At 52.8% G+C, this 16,597-nt stretch carries 18 protein-coding genes; 5 read left to right on the top strand and 13 right to left on the bottom strand.

What is annotated here, in order from left to right:
* Positions 1-22 precede the first annotated feature (22 nt).
* A complete protein-coding gene (glgA, locus tag NXS13_RS05010) occupies positions 23-1,189 on the top strand; it encodes a glycogen synthase (protein WP_259078082.1) in 1,167 nt (388 codons plus the stop codon).
* An 84-nt stretch (positions 1,190-1,273) separates the two neighbouring features.
* Positions 1,274-2,647, top strand: a complete 1,374-nt coding sequence (locus NXS13_RS05005) for a GH32 C-terminal domain-containing protein (RefSeq protein WP_259289449.1) — start codon at positions 1,274-1,276, stop codon at positions 2,645-2,647.
* Here NXS13_RS05005 and NXS13_RS05000 read toward each other — a convergent pair.
* The 7 genes from NXS13_RS05000 to dapE form a co-directional block, all read right to left on the bottom strand.
* Positions 2,644-3,507, bottom strand: a complete 864-nt coding sequence (locus tag NXS13_RS05000; protein WP_259078084.1) for a methyltransferase domain-containing protein — start codon at positions 3,505-3,507, stop codon at positions 2,644-2,646. The two genes, NXS13_RS05005 and NXS13_RS05000, sit on opposite strands and share 4 nt — an antisense overlap.
* Positions 3,508-3,592: 85 nt before the next feature.
* Positions 3,593-3,760 (bottom strand): DUF3117 domain-containing protein, encoded by a 168-nt coding sequence (locus NXS13_RS04995; RefSeq protein ID WP_259078086.1) that lies wholly within the window; start codon positions 3,758-3,760, stop codon positions 3,593-3,595.
* A 108-nt stretch (positions 3,761-3,868) separates the two neighbouring features.
* A complete protein-coding gene (locus NXS13_RS04990) occupies positions 3,869-4,201 on the bottom strand; it encodes a hypothetical protein (protein WP_259289448.1) in 333 nt (110 codons plus the stop codon).
* A 60-nt stretch (positions 4,202-4,261) separates the two neighbouring features.
* Complete coding sequence (locus tag NXS13_RS04985) at positions 4,262-4,978, bottom strand: glycosyltransferase (protein ID WP_259078089.1); 717 nt, start codon at positions 4,976-4,978, stop codon at positions 4,262-4,264.
* Positions 4,975-5,787: a dihydropteroate synthase gene (folP, locus tag NXS13_RS04980; protein WP_259158367.1), complete on the bottom strand. Its 813-nt coding sequence runs from the start codon at positions 5,785-5,787 to the stop codon at positions 4,975-4,977. Before folP ends, NXS13_RS04985 begins: the two co-directional genes overlap by 4 nt.
* Positions 5,788-5,859: 72 nt before the next feature.
* Positions 5,860-6,603: a TIGR00730 family Rossman fold protein gene (locus NXS13_RS04975; RefSeq protein WP_396124736.1), complete on the bottom strand. Its 744-nt coding sequence runs from the start codon at positions 6,601-6,603 to the stop codon at positions 5,860-5,862.
* A 41-nt stretch (positions 6,604-6,644) separates the two neighbouring features.
* Positions 6,645-7,733 (bottom strand): succinyl-diaminopimelate desuccinylase, encoded by a 1,089-nt coding sequence (gene dapE / locus NXS13_RS04970; protein ID WP_259078091.1) that lies wholly within the window; start codon positions 7,731-7,733, stop codon positions 6,645-6,647.
* Positions 7,734-7,815: 82 nt separating this feature from the next.
* On the opposite strand from dapE, the gene NXS13_RS04965 reads away from it, so the two are divergent.
* The 3 genes from NXS13_RS04965 to dapD are packed head-to-tail and all read left to right on the top strand — an operon-like array spanning position 7,816 to position 11,155.
* Complete coding sequence (locus NXS13_RS04965; protein ID WP_259078093.1) at positions 7,816-8,730, top strand: DapH/DapD/GlmU-related protein; 915 nt, start codon at positions 7,816-7,818, stop codon at positions 8,728-8,730.
* Between the two features lie 59 nt (positions 8,731-8,789).
* A complete protein-coding gene (locus NXS13_RS04960; RefSeq protein WP_259158310.1) occupies positions 8,790-10,178 on the top strand; it encodes an amino acid permease in 1,389 nt (462 codons plus the stop codon).
* 5 nt (positions 10,179-10,183) lie between these two features.
* Positions 10,184-11,155, top strand: a complete 972-nt coding sequence (gene dapD / locus NXS13_RS04955; protein WP_259078096.1) for a 2,3,4,5-tetrahydropyridine-2,6-dicarboxylate N-succinyltransferase — start codon at positions 10,184-10,186, stop codon at positions 11,153-11,155.
* A 32-nt stretch (positions 11,156-11,187) separates the two neighbouring features.
* On the opposite strand, the gene NXS13_RS04950 is transcribed toward dapD, so the two are convergent.
* From NXS13_RS04950 to NXS13_RS04925, 6 genes are all read right to left on the bottom strand, one after another.
* The gene (locus NXS13_RS04950) at positions 11,188-11,739 is read right to left on the bottom strand and encodes a GtrA family protein (RefSeq protein ID WP_259078444.1); all 552 of its coding nucleotides are present in this window, start codon (positions 11,737-11,739) and stop codon (positions 11,188-11,190) included.
* Positions 11,740-12,173: 434 nt separating this feature from the next.
* Positions 12,174-13,274, bottom strand: a complete 1,101-nt coding sequence (gene dapC, locus NXS13_RS04945) for a succinyldiaminopimelate transaminase (protein ID WP_259289447.1) — start codon at positions 13,272-13,274, stop codon at positions 12,174-12,176.
* A gap of 111 nt (positions 13,275-13,385) precedes the next feature.
* Positions 13,386-13,706 (bottom strand): ferredoxin, encoded by a 321-nt coding sequence (gene fdxA / locus NXS13_RS04940; RefSeq protein ID WP_259078099.1) that lies wholly within the window; start codon positions 13,704-13,706, stop codon positions 13,386-13,388.
* Positions 13,707-13,723: 17 nt separating this feature from the next.
* Positions 13,724-14,122, bottom strand: coding sequence for a hypothetical protein (locus NXS13_RS04935; RefSeq protein WP_259078102.1), 399 nt, complete (start codon positions 14,120-14,122; stop codon positions 13,724-13,726).
* Complete coding sequence (gene mshB / locus NXS13_RS04930; RefSeq protein WP_259158307.1) at positions 14,119-14,994, bottom strand: N-acetyl-1-D-myo-inositol-2-amino-2-deoxy-alpha-D-glucopyranoside deacetylase; 876 nt, start codon at positions 14,992-14,994, stop codon at positions 14,119-14,121. The genes NXS13_RS04935 and mshB overlap by 4 nt, the downstream gene beginning before the upstream one ends.
* The gene (locus tag NXS13_RS04925) at positions 14,987-16,591 is read right to left on the bottom strand and encodes an ABC transporter family substrate-binding protein (RefSeq protein WP_259289446.1); all 1,605 of its coding nucleotides are present in this window, start codon (positions 16,589-16,591) and stop codon (positions 14,987-14,989) included. The genes mshB and NXS13_RS04925 overlap by 8 nt, the downstream gene beginning before the upstream one ends.
* Between the last annotated feature and the right edge of the window lie 6 nt (positions 16,592-16,597).

Raw genomic sequence — 16,597 nt, 5'->3', positions numbered from 1 at the left:
CATTGCCACTACCGTTATCTTTATGAAAGTCGCACTATTAACTAAAGAATATCCACCGGAGATTTATGGAGGTGCTGGCGTCCACGTAGCAGAGCTCACTCGCTATATGCGAGAGATCGTACCCGTAGACGTACACTGCATGGGGGCACCCCGTGACGAGGACAATGTTTTCGTCCACAGCGCCGATCCTGGCCTGCGTGATGCGAATCCGGCTATCCAGACCCTTTCAACAGGTCTCTATATGGCCGAAGCCTGCCGCGATGCTCAGGTCGTACATACTCACACCTGGTACACGGGTTTAGGAGGACATCTCGCTTCCCAGCTACACAATATTCCCCACGTTGTCACGGCTCACTCACTCGAGCCCGATCGCCCGTGGAAACGCGAACAACTCAATGGTGGATATGATATTTCGTTGTGGTCCGAACGTAATGCGATGGAGTATGCTGATGCAGTCATTGCGGTGTCACAGAAGATGAAAGAAGCTGTCCTCGAAGCGTATCCGCGTGTCGATGCCGCCAAGGTTCACGTGGTTCTTAACGGAATCGATACCACTGTGTGGCAGCCGCGCCCAGCCTTTGAGGGTACTTCTGTTCTACACTCCTTGGGTGTCGATCCTACTCGCCCGATCGTCGCCTTTGTGGGGCGCATAACGCGGCAAAAGGGGGTGGAACATCTCGTGCGGGCGGCGGCCCACTTTGACCCCGAGATTCAGCTGGTACTCTGTGCCGGTGCCCCCGACACCCCCGAGATAGCCAGCCGGATTTCCACTCTGGTCACTGAATTACAGCACCAACGAGCTGGAGTATTTTGGGTGCAGGAAATGCTGGACAAACCTAAAATTCAGGAAATTCTAAGCGCTGCTGACGCCTTTATTTGTCCCTCCATCTATGAACCCTTGGGAATTGTTAATCTTGAGGCGATGGCCTGCGGTACCGCCGTGGTGGCCTCAGATGTCGGCGGCATCCCCGAAGTCGTAGCCGATGGTCAGACAGGCCTCTTAGTGCATTACGATCCAGCCGATACCACGGCCTTCGAGCGCGATCTCGCCGCAGAAGTTAATGCACTCATAGCCGACCAAGAGCGGGTCAAAGCCTTCGGCCTGGCGGGGCGTACACGCGCCGTGGAGCTTTTTTCTTGGGACAAGATAGCCACGCAGACGGTGGAAATCTATCGCTCCCTCCTTTAGTGTCGATATCTGCAGTCGTGGGCTTTTGCTACTACGCTGGGAGGCATAACAGCCTTCGTCAACTGGCAGGAGCCCACAACAATTATGTATCGCCCCGAACTGCATATCCACCCTGATCACGGCATTCTGGACGCCCCCGCTGGAGCGCTGTACGACGGCACCTACTGGCATCTTTTCAACCAATACCGTCCAGATCCCACCCAACCCTCTAGGTGGGCCCACTTAGTTTCTTCCGCCACAGCTTTCGATTTCGAAATCTGCACCGATGTACTCGCCTCCACCAAAGACCACGAATCCATCCGGGCTGGCTCGGTAGTAACAACGGGCGATTCCACCACCTTCTACTACACTCACGTGGTGGGCAATGAGCGCACTATTAAGGCCGCCCGAGTCGATGACCTAGGCGAAACAATCGCGGACTTAGATGATGATGACCTCATCCTGGACGAGCATATTGTTGATATAGGAACAGTTGTCGCTAACCAGGAAGGGTTGTCACGTTTTCGTTCACCCTGCGTGATTCCGGTGGATAGTGGATATCTGATGGTCGCGGTGGCGGGTTCATCCTCAGATCCTGTACTCGTCGTTCTAGATTCCGCTGATGGCCAACACTTTAAGATGCGCGGGCCGTTGACGATTCACGGCGATTCTGGCATTGCTTCCACATTTGTGGTGGCGCCTCGTATTTTCCAACTTCGCGATGAAATAGATCAGCATCTGTACGATATCCTGCTCGTCACGATCGACGAGAACGGCAGGGATATTGCGGGCTGTCTTGTGGGAAAGCTCAATGGTACCTCGTTCGAGGTGGCGAAGCCTTTCCAGCGCATGGATTATGGACACGATTTCGGACGCCCCCGAACTGTAAACTGGGCACCCGATGCCGACAATAAAGAGCACACTGTGATCTTTGGCCTTCTTAATAGTGCCTCCCGCCAGGATGACGGGAGCGCGCACCTGAGTTTCCGCGCTGAAGGGTGGGCGAACTGCCTCAGCCTCGCGCGCGAGATTACCCTTCAGGGGGGCCATATTTACCAGACCCCTACGAGCGGCATCATCGCTGCCATTGAGGAATCAGATCGTGCCTCTATGTGGACGGGTATTAGCGAGATTCCTCGTGGCGAACATCAAACCATCACCGTTCTAGATATTAACGATCAGATTATATGCACGATCACTCATTATGGTGATCACATCACCTTAGATCGCTCGATGAATCCGAACCACGCGGGCGATGCAGTCGCTAGCGCACCTCTTCTTTATGATGCAACGAGCTCGATGACAGTCATCATTGATGGCTCAACAGTGGAAGTATTCGGCAACGGTGGACAAGTAGCCATGGCTAGCCGAGTTTACTTTGACGGACCCACCATGCGATTCGTTCTCCACAACTCGGAGCAGGTAGAGGTTGAGAGATCCACCCTTATTAAACCCTTGCCAGAGATCTTTCCGGCTTAGGGCTGTATTTTTCGAAGCCGTGTGATGGTTGCGCTTGCTGTAACCATCATGACCGGGTCTAAAGAGGAGATGCGCGCTTCTAAATCTGCGGGTGGAATATGACGTGCTGATGGACTCATACCAATCTGGGCAGCGATGCACTCCTGGTCTAGACGCATCGAGAATTCGACCTCGTGGCCTTCATCCGCCACGTCAAAATATTTAGCTGACTGTTCGAGCATCCGATGGATTTTATCTTTTTCCACTCGCAAAATCCCGAGCGGTTCTCGCAGTTCCTGCAAATGATTCGGGTTAGGGCTTAAAATCACTACTTCACCGTTAGTCTTAAGTACACGCGAGAACTCCTGGGGGTTACGCGGCGCAAAAACAACGGCGATAGCGTCAATACTCTGTGGTCTGATAGGCAGAGTTTTCCAAGCATCAGCCACGACGGCACCAACGCGAGGGTGACTCTTCGCCAGTGCCTTAGCCGCGGGGGTGGAAATATCGAGACCCACCCCTCGGGAGTCGGGGATCGAATCTAAGATATGGGAAAGGTAATAACCGGTACCCGCTCCAATCTCGAGAATGACTGGTTCACGAGCTTCAACTCCGGATAGGGCTTCGTCGATCCCGGTCGACACCGTCTCGACGAAAGGAGCGAAATGGCCTAACGCGAGAAAGCTTTCACGGGCTCGCACCATCGCTAGATCGTCTCCATGGTGTCGAAGACCAGATCCTCCAACTAAGGAAACATAGCCTTGTTTGGCCACATCATACGTGTGTCCGCTCTCTGATGATAAGTAGCGACCGTTTTCGCTAAGAAATAGTCTGGTTCCATCTTCTGGATCGGCGAGAACGTCGACGATATGGGAGAGCATTGCAGTATCCAGTCTGAATAAGAGAATGTTGCTAAAGAAATGAGGTTCCGCTTCCCCTGTTAGCGGAACCTCTAGGTGGGATGGTCTAGCTACCTACTGCGGCTAGATGTTCAGCGAGCTCTGCAGCCTCACTGTCATTGAGCTCGATAACAAGACGCCCACCACCATCGGTGGGAATTCGCATGACAATCTTGCGATTTTCTTTGACTACTTCCATCGGACCATTACCCGTACGGGGTTTCATGGCTGCCATATTCTCTCTCATTCTTTTTTATTTCAGTCCTAGTATTTAAGTCTACCTTAAAGGTCAATACAAAATACAGATCTCACATGAAAATACGGAGTAAAGAGCAGGTTTAAATTACTCTGGTATATCTTTATCGGTTGCCTGCGGGAGCTCTGTTAAGGAAGAAGTGTGAGATAGCTGGTCAAATAGCTCCCGTAATACCGCGTCAACCTCACGCTTGTCGTAGCCCGGAACCCCATCGTGGAACTGAAGACCTGCAGGATTACGCTCGCCAATAGCGCGCTTATTTACTGCAGTGACATCAACATCAACTTCAATAGGTTGCGGCTTAAAGGCTGCGCCGTCGCGTTTTTTCAGAACCAGATATATGATTCCCGAGGCGGCAATAGTCAGGACCAGCAGCAGTGCAACCATGATAATAACGGTGGTAACAGCAACCAAGTTCATAGTTATATCCTACCCCTCGTGCCCTGCCAGTTCGCATAACGTGTCTACAGCCACAGAGGCTTAATCATAATCATTGAGAGGGGGACGCATATCCACCTCACAGAGTCCTGCCTTGGCCAAAATAGCCTGTGCCACGTCCTCAGCTACACCTTGCACTTGCTCCAAGGGGCGGTTTCGATGAACGCGCGGAGGCAAGGCTACTTCAACGATATGGGAAGCGTCTATAAGCAGGCCTATCTCCACCCCGTAGCCTGAAATAAAGGAAACTCGGCGGACAAAGTCCCGCCGCACCGCGTACTCCCCGGCCAACGGCTGGGCAATATGAGCTAGATGCGGGAAAAGGATACGCATCAAAGGTTTTGCACACAGTTCCGTTACCCGGCCTCCCCCGGTAGAATAACCGAGGTAAGTACGCTGATAGTTGGCCTTAACGAGGTCTACTGATGGATCGGCGAAAGGTTTAGCTAGCGAGTTCACTGATTCTGAGGTGAGTCCTCGGACATCGGCATCGACAAAAACGATGACAGGACTTAAGGCGGCCGCCACCCCACGCCATAAAGCCTCCCCCTTGCCTGGCCGCGGTGGGATATCGCTGAGAACCTCACGCCAATTTATCACCTGCGCACCAGCTATCCGCGCACGCTGGGCGGTCTCATCGGTGGAATCTGAGTCAATGACGAATACATTGCAAGCCTGCGAGCCGAGGGCAGCACCCACCACATCAGCAATGGTATCTTGCTCATTCAGGGCGGGAATTACTACATCAAAGTCACTCATACCAGGCCTCTCGTCGCGCGTAACGGCGGCTGTATGCCCGCAATGGCTGCGGTCATACGTATAGTATCAATGGTTTCAGCTACCTCATGGGCCCGAAAGCAGGCTACTCCCCGCTCTGCAGCCCATGCTGTTGCAGCTAGAGTCCCAGCGACTCGCTGTTTAACAGGGCGATCTAGAGTTTCTCCAACAAAATCTTTATTACTCAAAGCCATAAGTACCGGCCAGCCTGTTGCCACGAGCTCATCAATGCGGCGTAGTAGCTCCAGGCCGTGATAAGTATTTTTACCGAAATCATGCGTGGGGTCGATAAAAATTTTGTCCTCGGGAACCCCTAAATCTACTGCCCTCGTTGCCAGCGAGGTAGTTTCAGCGATGACATCGGATACAAGCTCATCAAAGTGCACGCGGTGAGGGCGCGTGCGCGGGATAGCCCCACCTGTATGGGAGCATATATAACCTACTCGAAAGTGGCCTGCCACCTCGATCAACTCAGGGTCGTGGCCCGCCCACGTATCGTTGACCAAAGTAGCCCCATTTTCGATCGCAACCGCAGCCACCTCAGCTCGCCACGTATCCACGGATATGGTGATATCTGGAAACCGGTCATGAATCCTCGCAATAAGCGGTACCACGCGGTCAATCTCTTCAGCAGGACTGATCACCTCCCCTGGCCCCGCCTTGACTCCCCCTATATCCACAATGCGCGCACCCTGGTCGACCACCATAAGGGCACGATCAAAGGCACGATCAACATCGTGAGTTGCTCCTGCATCATAAAAAGAATCGGGGGTGCGATTAATGATGGCCATGACAATGGCGATGGACGAATCGCGGGGCGCAAAAGCACTGCGTATTGGAGGTCGAGAAGCCGAAATCACAATTTACTGCTCCGCAGCAGCGTGGTATGCACGGATATGAGCGACAGCTTCAGCAACCGAATCCGTTACTAGGAAGAGATCCATATCCGATTCACTAATGACTCCTGCATCAACCATGCGGCTACGCATCCAGTCCACTAAACCAGCCCAAAATTCCGTCCCGAGTAGCACAATAGGATAGTTCGTTACCTTGCCAGTCTGCACCATGCATAGAACTTCAAAAAGCTCATCCATTGTTCCCAAACCGCCTGGCAGGCATACAAATCCTTCAGAGTACTTCAGAAACATAGTTTTGCGGGCGAAGAAGTACCTAAAATGAACACCCATATCTACATAGTCATTCATGCCCTGCTCATGGGGAAGCTCGATACCCAAGCCCACGGATAGACCCTCGGCGTCACTGGCACCCTTATTGGCTGCCTCCATGAGGCCTGGGCCGCCACCAGTGATGACGGCATAGCCGGCCTCTACTAATTCCTGGCCAACTTCTTCGCCCAGGCGGTACCACGGATGCTCGGCCTGCATCCGTGCAGAACCAAATACAGCTACTGCCCGGGGAAGCTCACTAAGGACATCGAAACCAGTGATGAATTCACTCTGGATACGCAAGACCCGCCACGGATCGGCGTGTTTCCAGTCGTGATTTGCCCCGACCTCAAGGAGCCGCTGATCATAGGTAGAACCAGGCTGGTTCATGGAGTTCTTCAGCAGCACTGGGCCACACATCATACGTTCTTTTTTTTCCATGTCGTCCAGATTAGATGAGGCTTTATAACTTTGTCGCACACTTAGGCCACCAAATAGCGCCTCAGCACCTCAGCAAGTTCAGTAATCATCTCCACTGGGCATTGTTCATCCTTCTTGTGGCAGAAACTGGGGTCGCCAGAACCAAAATTCACAGCGGGTATCCCTAGCTCGCTAAAGCGTGCAACGTCTGTCCATCCGAATTTGGCGCGCGGTTCTTGCCCCGTGGCAGCGATAAGGTCTTGGACCACATGCTGGTCCAAACCTGGGCGTGCACCAGGAACGGCGTCGTCGATCTCGTAGTCCACAGAATCTGGGAGATCTAGAACCTCAAGGAGGTGCGCCATTGCTGCATCAAGATCACGGTGCGGAGCAAATCGGTAATTGACGTATAGCCACGCTTCATCAGGGATCGTATTGGTAGCCACCCCCGACTCACAGTGCACGATATTCAGACCTTCGTGGTAGTAACACCCATCAACGTCGACCTCGCTGGCTTTATAGGCAGCAATATTTGCAATCACGGGGGCTAGAAGGTGCATTGCATTCAAGCCTAACCAGCTCCGTGCAGAGTGCGCGCGCACCCCTCTCGCGCTCACCTTAAGCCGAATCGAGCCCTGGCAACCTGCCTCAATAATGGCTTCTGATGGTTCTCCCAAAAGCGCGAGATCACCTCGTAGCCATTCGGGGTGCTGCTCGGCGATAAACTTTAGGCCATTGTAGCGCTCCGCTACCTCCTCGGCTTCGTAACAGACCAAGGTCAGATCGTATTTAAGATCAGGTGATTGGCTGAGGGTGGCAAAAGTGTGGGCATACACTGCTAGCCCCGATTTCATATCGACACTGCCTAAACCAAAGAGGGTATCGCGGCCGCGTGAGTCCAACCCCCTTCGTGCGGGTAGGTTCTCGGCTGGGGGCACAGTATCTATGTGGCCGGCGAGGATGACCCTCGCCGGTAAACCGCGATTGGTACGTGCCACGAGACTGTTACCTAAGCGCAAAACTTCAACGTCTGGCAGTTTCCGGAGAGAACCTTCTAATTCATCTGCGAGAGCTTCTTCGTGATGGCTGGGGCTCGGAATATTCATCAAAGCCTCAGTTAATTCGACAGGGTCCATGCTGAGATCAATCATAGGTTTTAGTGTAGACCGTCATGAGTCGGAGGCAGCTGAGACGGTTTTATTTCTCAAGCTTTCAGCCACTAAAGTTAGGCGCATGCTAAAACACGGTGCAACGGGCGTTGGTATCGCAAATATTTCGATGGATGGGGATGTCTTAGATGTTTGGTTCCCCTCTCCGGCACTTATCGATCCTGCTTCTTATAGCGCTGGCACGGAACGTCTTGGAGCCCAGGATCTCCCTGTGCGGCTGCTCAATCTGGTGAAGCTTGATAATGACCGCATGGTTGAGCAAGTAGCTGTTCGCACTGTCATTCGCGATCTCAGTTTAGAACCTCAAGATCCTTATGACGTGTATCTGCGGCTGCATCTACTCTCCCACCGCTTGGTCGAACCCAATACGATTAATATGACGCAGGCCTTGGAAAAGCTCTCCGTGGTGGTGTGGACTAACAAGGGTCCGTGTCTGCCCGATAATTTCGAATTCATGCGCACCTCACTGCGCTCTCGGGGTTTGATCCACGTCTACGGTATCGATCCTTTGCCGCGCATGGTGGACTATGTGGTGCCATCCGGTATCCAAATTTCGGAGGCAGAGCGGGTACGTTTGGGGGCTTACCTGGCCCCTGGAACTCGCGTTCTGCGGGAGGGCTTTGTCTCCCATAACGCTGGTACGCTCGGCGCGTGCACCGTTGAAGGGCGCATCTCCTCAGGCACTGTTATCGATGCTGGGTGCACGTTAATGCTCTCGTCATCTCTGATGAGCTCCAAGCCACAGCCCATGCGCATTGGAAAAAACTGCACCTTCGGAGTAAGCAGTTCGGTTCTGGGTCTCGACCTTGGCGATCGCTGCCATATAGGTCATAAAGTCGTCCTCGAGCCTGGCACTCTCCTCCGCTTTGCCGATACTGGTGGCATCGCACCCGCTCAGGTCATTGCCGGGCAATCCGACTGGTCGATCACCATGCATCCGGACTACCGGGAACCATTTGCGGAAAAAATCGCCTCCTAAAGTATTTTCGGTTCGGATTTATTAGTCTCCGCAGCAAGCGGGATACTAGAGTATTCCCTATGGAAAATCCCCCTTCAACAACGACAGCGACCAAGAGTTTAGGTAAAGGCTTAAAAACCCGACACCTAACCATGATGGGTCTAGGATCCTCAATCGGTGCCGGACTCTTTCTTGGTACCGGCGTAGGAATTCAAGCCGCCGGGCCCGCGGTTATTCTCGGCTATATATTTGCAGGCATCATCGTTGTGCTTTTCATGGAGATGCTCGGCGAGATGGCCGCCGCACGCCCGACCTCGGGATCCTTCTCTGTCTACGCCGAACAAGCCTTCGGACACTGGGCTGGATTCTCCTCCGGGTGGCTCTATTGGTTTATGCTCACCATGGTTATGGGGGCAGAAATGACCGGGGCCGCGGCAATTATGGGAGAGTGGTTTGGAGTCGCCCCGTGGATTCCTGCCCTGATCAGCGTGGCTATCTTCGCTGTCATCAACTTGGCGCACGTGAAGGGATTCGGTGAATTCGAATTTTGGTTTGCCCTCATCAAAGTCGCCGTCATTATACTTTTCCTTATTGTGGGCGTACTGCTCGTATTTGGGTTACTACCTGGTACTGAGTACGTGGGCATGCGCAATATACTTGGCAACGGTTTTATGCCTAATGGCTTCGCCGGGGTAGCCACAGGCCTTCTAGCTGTAGCCTTCGCTTTCGGTGGAGTAGAAATTATCACAATTGCAGCGGCCGAATCCGAAGATCCCGCCTCCTCCATATCGACCGCCGTCCGCTCCGTCATCTGGCGTATATCGTTATTCTATCTCGGCTCGGTGCTCGTTATCATCGCCTTATTGCCATTTGAGAGCATTACTGGAGCTTCTAACGCAGCCGAATCACCATTTACCATTATTCTGGGCCTGGCCAATATTCCCTATGTTGTAGGTTTCATGGAGGCCACGATCGTTTTGTCGCTCCTGAGTGCCTTTAATGCGCAAATCTATGGGACCTCCCGCCTCATCTTCTCCCTCGCGGAACGCGGCAATGCACCTCGAATCCTTGGTGTTATCAGTAAACAAGGGGTGCCGATGAACGCGGTGATCCTCTCAATGTTCTTCGCCTTTGGCTCTGTCGGTTTGCAGTTCTGGAACCCGCCAGGATTGCTCACATTCCTGCTCAATGCCGTAGGTGGCTGCTTGATCGTCCTCTGGGTCATGATCGCAGCCAGCTGGATGAAACTGCACCCCGAACTAGTTCGAAATAATGAAATCACCAAAGTGCGGATGCTAGGCCACCCGTGGAGTGCGATTATCTGCCTGGCCATGCTAGCCACACTCGTAGGATTAATGCTGATAGACGAAAGCGCACGAGGACAAATTTGGTCCGTCGCTATTATCTTTGCGCTGACAGTCCTCGCGAGCTTTATCACTAAAAAATCATCAGCATCGAAAGGACTCTAGCACCCATGACTGCATTCACCGCTACTGGTTTAGCCACCATCTATGAAGACGGAACCGTCTTAGATGCTTGGTTCCCCAACCCAACCATGACCGACACACCTGAGTCACCGGGTACGGTCCAGCTTGCTGATGCCCCGGATGAATTTACTAATCTTCTTGTTTTTGATCCAGATCGTCGTACCACCCGAGTAGCTATCCGTACGACGATTGAGAACCTCGACGAGGCACCAATCGATGCCTATGATGCCTATCTGCGCCTGCATCTGCTCTCCCACCGTTTAGTTAAACCGCACGGACAAAACCTTGATGGCATTTTCGGTCTCCTGGCCAATGTGGTGTGGACTAATTTTGGCCCTTGTTCTCCAGAGAATTTTGAAATGACAAGGCAATTACTCTCCCTGCGCGGCCCCGTCACAGTGTTCTCGGTGGATAAGTTCCCCCGTATGGTCGATTATGTGATGCCCAGCGGTGTACGCATCGGCGATGCCAACCGTATCCGCCTCGGCGCTCATCTAGCCGAAGGTACTACCGTCATGCACGAGGGCTTTGTGAACTTTAATGCTGGCACACTCGGCGCCTCTATGGTGGAGGGCCGTATATCGGCTGGGGTTGTTGTTGCAGATGGCTCTGATATCGGTGGTGGAGCCTCGATTATGGGTACCCTCTCGGGCGGTGGCAAGCAGGTCATCTCGATTGCTCAGAGATGTCTGCTGGGTGCCAATGCGGGACTAGGAATCTCTCTTGGCAATGACTGTGTTATTGAGGCGGGCCTTTATATTACAGCCGGCGCCAAGATTATCGTGCGCGGCGACGTGGCTCGTGCCCTCGAGCTTGCCGACGGCGATACCATTAAAGCCGTCGAATTATCGGGAGCCAGCAATATCTTATATCGCAGAAATTCCCTGAGTGGCGCGATTGAAGCGGTAGCCCACGGTAAAAATCCTATTGAGCTCAACGCCGCACTGCATGCCAATTAAAAAAATATCCTCTCACAACGAGAGGATATTTTTTAATTCAAAGCTTGGGGGTCAACGTCCTTGATGATCGTTATTGGTTTGGGCTTAAAAGTCCAGAGCTTGTTAACGACGAAGTTAACTGGCATGCTCAAACCGATAGCGATGATCAGCGCCCAGTAGAACTTGGTCCGCAGCCCGGAGGAATCATCGAAAATCTCGGTGGGAAGAGCCACAGGGCTCAGAGGATTCATCAATAAGGTGGCCACCACTTGGCTGACCAGAAATGCCAAAAGGCCGGTGGCGAGAAAAGCAAAAAATCCCCTCCACCACTTGGATAACCGGTCTGATTTAAAGGTCCACATTCGATTGAGTTGATAATTCCACGTATTGGCTACAAGGAAGGCTACCGTCATAAAGACGTGGTACCAGCGAATGTGGTAGCGACTGCCCAAAAGATTCAGAAAGGCATCATGCTCGCTGATATTAAAACCATAGGCAGCGCATTTCTTGGCTATATAGACAACGACCAGGTTGACTACGATCCCCGAGCCTCCCACCAGTCCAAACTGGAGGAATTGCCGAAGATGTGAGCCAGCCTCGCTCATAGTGATAGCCACTAGACGTTACGCTCCCTTATTCTTTGTTAAAAACAGATTTTCCCTATACTACTCTGCTGCAAAGTTTCTAAGCGAATTAAAACGTGCCGTTAGTTTATCTCTCATCAACACCAGTAATCACAAGGGCCTGAGGTCGGGATGCATCGGTAATATCCGTTTGCACAAAAGCGCGGACAATTTCACGGATATAGGAAATTCTTGGGTACTCTCCACTTCCCCACCCCACTAATAGCGCGCGCTTATGCATCTAGGACATCAGCTGCAAAAACAGACCCAATTAGTTTTATTGCCGGAAGCAGTAGAGCACTCAGAATTCTCCTACTCAAGAGCATTCGCAGCACATAGCTTCACACGCAGGCACCATAGCCTGGGTCGACTCCACGTTTGCGATCCGATGAATGTAATAAGAGTGGCACAACTGGCTAGGAGGCGATATCTAAGCGCCGCGCAGCACTGTCGATATCCTGATCGGTCGCAGTTAAAGCAAGACGGACGAATGGCGTGGCTGTAGGGCCATAAAAAGAACCCGGCGCTACAAGAATGCCGCGCTCGGCAAACCATTCGACACTTGTCCAGCAGTCCTCTCTGCGGGTGGCCCACAGGTACAGCCCAGCAGAAGACTCCTCGACTTGGAACCCAGCGTGAAGAAGCGCAGTAAGCAAGACTGTGCGGCGACGGGCGTAGCGCAGTTTTTGCAGAGCTTCTTGGTCATCGTCGGCAAGCGCAGTTACCATCGCAGCTTGGATGGGTCCGGGTACCATCAATCCCGCATGTTTGCGAGTCTCGGTGAGCTCCGCGATGATATTATCCGCTCCCGCTAAAAACCCGGCGCGGTAGCTTGCAAGGTTCGATGTTTTTGAGAGCGAATGGATGGCCAAGAGATTGCGGTGATCGTTATGGGAAATCCGCTCATCAAGAATGGACATGGCCTCGCCTTCCCACACGAGCCCTAGGTAACATTCGTCAGAGGCCACAATAATATCGTGTGCTCTAGCGAAAGTGATTAACTGTCGGAGTTCCTCAGGGCTAAGCACACGGCCAGTGGGATTCGACGGCGAATTAATGAAGATCAAATCAATAGTGTCAGGGTCGTCTACATCCCACGGAGTATCGCTGCGTATTGGTTGCGCTCCTGCGAGCAGCGCCCCTACCTCGTAGGTGGGATAAGCAACAGTCGGAATCACAATCTTTCCACGACAGCCCAGCAGAGTGGGCAACCATGCTATTGCCTCTTTAGTACCCACGACAGGCAAAATACCCTCGACTTGAGGGATATTATAACGCCTGGCTAGAGACTCTTTGATAGCTGCGCGTAGCTGGGGTGTCCCCACCGTCTGAGGATACCCGGATGCTTGACCTGATTCAGCAAGGGTTAATTGAATACCGGGAGCCACAGGATCGACGGGCGATCCAACCGATAAGTTGATGAGCCCATCAGGATGGGCGCTAGCTCGCTTCTTTGCGGGGAGTAATGAATTCCAAGGAAAATCTGGAAGGACTTCAGCAAGTGATTGACGGGCCATGGGAATATCCTTGATCGGGTAAGAGTAGGGGCGAGAAAATTCTCACTTCAACAGTTTAACGGATGAAAGGCTAAGGCCCCTGGGTCGAACCCAGGGGCCTTAGCGGACGATCTATTGGTTTTGTGGAGGCAATTTTTCAACCAGCGGTGGATCGAAGTCTTGGGGGCCAAGACCCATCGCCCCGCCAGGTGATCCGAGATCATCGAAGAAGGCGGCATTGGCCTCGTTATAGTCGATCCATTCATCAGGAACATCATCTTCATAGAAGATTGCTTCTACGGGACAGGCGGGTTCACAAGCCCCGCAGTCCACGCATTCATCTGGGTGGATATAAAGCGAGCGTTTGCCTTCGTAGATGCAGTCAACTGGGCATTCTTCAACACACGCTTTGTCCATCACGTCAACGCATGGCTGGGCAATAGTGTAAGTCATTACTTTCCAACTTCTTCTCAACTAACCATTCTTGACTTCATCAAAGGCAGAAAACCCCCGATTAGTCCCGCAAACATCAACACTATACTCCGAATACTCGAGCCTACCAACTGATCCCCTGTTAGGTTCGGCGCCATCAGCATGAGGAAATAGCCAATCGTCCAAGCCCATAGTGGAATCCCAGCGATCGCTAAATTCTTTGACCACAAAAGGGCCGTATTACTGAGAACTCTATTAAAAAAGAACGCGATCACGATGGTATAAGGCACCGGGACCCCGAATATCCAGACACCTAGGTAAATCACTTCGAGGAATACGGACAAAAGCGAGGCGAGTGCGAGCCACATGAGCCCGAAGGCCGCCTCCGCCTTGGAGAAATTCGAATAGATATAACGCTGAGGATTCTCGGAGCTCATCTTTCGATACCCTCTATCAGGCTCACAATCTCGCGTAGTCGTCGGGGATCGGAGAACTCAGAAAATTGATAATGCTCATACCGGCTTAATGGCTGAGCAATCATATTAGACAAGCAAAAAGTGAAGGGCGCTCGCTCTGGATCGGATTGCGGGGCATAGGCCGCAACTGGTCGGGTTGCGCAGCTGCTTCCATCAGCCACCCAAATTTGCGTAGCGTGGGCTTTCATAGCGCCCACTTTCCTCGCTAGCACATCATCGCTGAGCCGCAGCGCAAAATCGGAGTAGTCGACACAGGCCAACTCTCCGGCCTTAGGCATACGCCATCCCGCTGGGGCCGATATGACTTTTAGGCCGTCGGCGAGGAGCTCTTGATGGGTCACGCACCATAAAACTGGGATATCTAGATAACGAGCGGCTGCCTCGGTGATCTCGTGAGCTCGGATATGGTCCGGGTGACCGTAGCCCCCATCGGGGCCGTAGCTGATCAGCAGCTGCGGCGGATGATCGCGCAGTTGCTCAATGAGTTGTTTCACAGCCTTATCCGCTGAGTGGATAAAAGCTCTAGGGTGTTCATTCGCAGCATCACCGACCATCCCGGAATCGCGCCAGTATCCCGGGGCCCGGAGAAATTCTCCGCGTATTCCTAGATGCGTCAACGACTCACTAAGTTCAGAAATGCGGAATCCGCCTAATTGGTCGGCGGCGACCAGATTCTGGTAGCGAGAGCCGATAACTTCTCCCTGTTCACCCAGGGTGCAGGTAATAACTTCAACGTCTGCACCGTGTGCCGCAAGATGAGCTAGGAGCCCGCCGGTCCAAATGGCTTCGTCGTCAGGATGGGCATGCACTGCGACGACGCGCAGGTTAATCATATACTCTCCAGGTATCCAAAGATGTTGTGCCTCGAGGGTCGTCTCCCTCAATCGGTTCAGGACCTACAATACCCCTGCCCTTAACCTCGAGACGCGTACCCCGAGCAATGGACGTTCGCAGGGTTTCTTTTCGCTCAATTGCAGCAATATCGTTGAGGAGTTCATCATAGGGGTAACGCCCGGCGTAATAGGCATCGATCCGCTGTTGCAATTCCCCGTCGCAAAAACCCGAGATATTGGAGCCCAACAATCCTTTTGCAGGGCAGGCATAGCGCTCGGGTAACTGTGCACTCGTGCGGTGGACAACCACATCCACCTTACCTTGCGGGATCAGTGCTCCGACAAGGGTGGTCATATCAGCTTGAACGATCGTAGCTGTAATGTTATGGCCCTGTAGAAGAGCCATGAGCGCCTGAGCAGCATTAAAGTCTAGTTCTTGAGAGGGATCAACCCCGATTCGCACCGGCGAGATTAGATGCTTGATATGCAGTGTTTGCGGCGTCCGTTCAGTAGGGTCGATATCAAGGTGATTCGTGCGCTCGTAGGCCAATCTTGCGATAGTGGGCGCATCGATTAAGGACTGCAATTCCTGCCGCACAACTGGTTGCAGCTTTGTATTAGCTACGATTTCGAGTTCCAGTTCATCGGACTGTTCCCACACTTGGGTGCCTGGAACTAACTCATACGCCTCGCGCGAGGTCTGGGTGGGGTTGAGATCCAGAAAACTAACTTGTCCGCTATTGAGCATCTCTATGCCCTGAGCCGTGCTGCGAATTTCTCTGAATGAAAGTGTTTCAACGCGCGCGGGCTCACGCCCCCACCACCGATCATTACGCTTGAGGATAAAAACACCCCGCTGCCGATCGATCGTCTGAACCGCAAATTTCCCTGCTGCAGCGGGCACCCCTCTTGCTAGCACCTCGGAAAAAGGGTCCCCGCGTAGAAGGTGAGCGGGCAAAAGAGCCGAAAATAACGACGTCCATTCATCGTAGGGTTGGGCGAAATCAACGTAGACCGTCTTACCGCCGTTGGCGGAACGGATAGCAGAAATTGCGCGATAACCGCTGGGATTAAGGGTAGCGGGAGTAGCGATGATTGAAGACCACAAATATTCAAAATCCGCGACAGTGATTGGAGTTCCATCACTCCATTGTGCTTCTGGGGCGATATCGTATCGCACAGTAAATGCGAGTGGTCGCTCGCGCTGAAGATCGCCTTGAGTTCTTTCTTCCACACCGCGCGGAATTAAGAGGTCGGCCTTCGTGGCAGAGGTGTGTACAGGCAGCACGTAGGCGTTAGTCAGCAGATCTTTATTTCGCTTTCCGTCAACGAATGCGCTGGGGAGAATAAGCGATGCGAGGGTTCGGGTGAACCTCGAATCGTCGACAAGTAGGTGCGGATTAAATCCGGTTTGCACTTGATCGATCCCGATAACAAGTTCTGTCTGTTGGAGAGTGGGTTGGCCGGTGGTCGTACTGGTAGCCACAGATATCTGGGAAGCCAGCGGATCCTCAACGGGAGGGGGGCCGGGCGAAGCCGAACAGCCCGCCAGAGACACGACGAGGAGTATCCCCCAGCTGAGATCGAAAGCTTTCATACTACA

Source organism: Corynebacterium sp. ES2730-CONJ, assembly GCF_024834055.1.
In the GTDB taxonomy this organism is placed as follows: domain Bacteria; phylum Actinomycetota; class Actinomycetes; order Mycobacteriales; family Mycobacteriaceae; genus Corynebacterium.
The sequence above is the reverse complement of the archived record's forward strand: the minus strand, read 5'-3'. Positions and strand labels throughout refer to the sequence as shown.

Excerpts from the sequence above, each read along its gene's own strand:
- NXS13_RS04960 (WP_259158310.1), top strand. The coding sequence starts at position 8,790 with ATGGAAAATCCCCCTTCAACAACGACAGCGACCAAGAGTTTAGGTAAA.
- glgA (WP_259078082.1), top strand. The coding sequence starts at position 23 with ATGAAAGTCGCACTATTAACTAAAGAATATCCACCGGAGATTTATGGA.
- NXS13_RS04965 (WP_259078093.1), top strand. The coding sequence starts at position 7,816 with ATGCTAAAACACGGTGCAACGGGCGTTGGTATCGCAAATATTTCGATG.
- folP (WP_259158367.1), bottom strand. The coding sequence starts at position 5,787 with ATGGCCATCATTAATCGCACCCCCGATTCTTTTTATGATGCAGGAGCA.
- NXS13_RS04990 (WP_259289448.1), bottom strand. The coding sequence starts at position 4,201 with ATGAACTTGGTTGCTGTTACCACCGTTATTATCATGGTTGCACTGCTG.
- NXS13_RS04925 (WP_259289446.1), bottom strand. The coding sequence starts at position 16,591 with ATGAAAGCTTTCGATCTCAGCTGGGGGATACTCCTCGTCGTGTCTCTG.
- dapE (WP_259078091.1), bottom strand. The coding sequence starts at position 7,733 with ATGATTGATCTCAGCATGGACCCTGTCGAATTAACTGAGGCTTTGATG.
- dapC (WP_259289447.1), bottom strand. The coding sequence starts at position 13,274 with ATGGCCCGTCAATCACTTGCTGAAGTCCTTCCAGATTTTCCTTGGAAT.
- NXS13_RS04995 (WP_259078086.1), bottom strand. The coding sequence starts at position 3,760 with ATGGCAGCCATGAAACCCCGTACGGGTAATGGTCCGATGGAAGTAGTC.
- NXS13_RS04985 (WP_259078089.1), bottom strand. The coding sequence starts at position 4,978 with ATGAGTGACTTTGATGTAGTAATTCCCGCCCTGAATGAGCAAGATACC.
- fdxA (WP_259078099.1), bottom strand. The coding sequence starts at position 13,706 with ATGACTTACACTATTGCCCAGCCATGCGTTGACGTGATGGACAAAGCG.
- mshB (WP_259158307.1), bottom strand. The coding sequence starts at position 14,994 with ATGATTAACCTGCGCGTCGTCGCAGTGCATGCCCATCCTGACGACGAA.
- NXS13_RS05000 (WP_259078084.1), bottom strand. The coding sequence starts at position 3,507 with ATGCTCTCCCATATCGTCGACGTTCTCGCCGATCCAGAAGATGGAACC.
- dapD (WP_259078096.1), top strand. The coding sequence starts at position 10,184 with ATGACTGCATTCACCGCTACTGGTTTAGCCACCATCTATGAAGACGGA.
- NXS13_RS05005 (WP_259289449.1), top strand. The coding sequence starts at position 1,274 with ATGTATCGCCCCGAACTGCATATCCACCCTGATCACGGCATTCTGGAC.
- NXS13_RS04935 (WP_259078102.1), bottom strand. The coding sequence starts at position 14,122 with ATGAGCTCCGAGAATCCTCAGCGTTATATCTATTCGAATTTCTCCAAG.
- NXS13_RS04975 (WP_396124736.1), bottom strand. The coding sequence starts at position 6,603 with ATGGAAAAAAAAGAACGTATGATGTGTGGCCCAGTGCTGCTGAAGAAC.
- NXS13_RS04950 (WP_259078444.1), bottom strand. The coding sequence starts at position 11,739 with ATGAGCGAGGCTGGCTCACATCTTCGGCAATTCCTCCAGTTTGGACTG.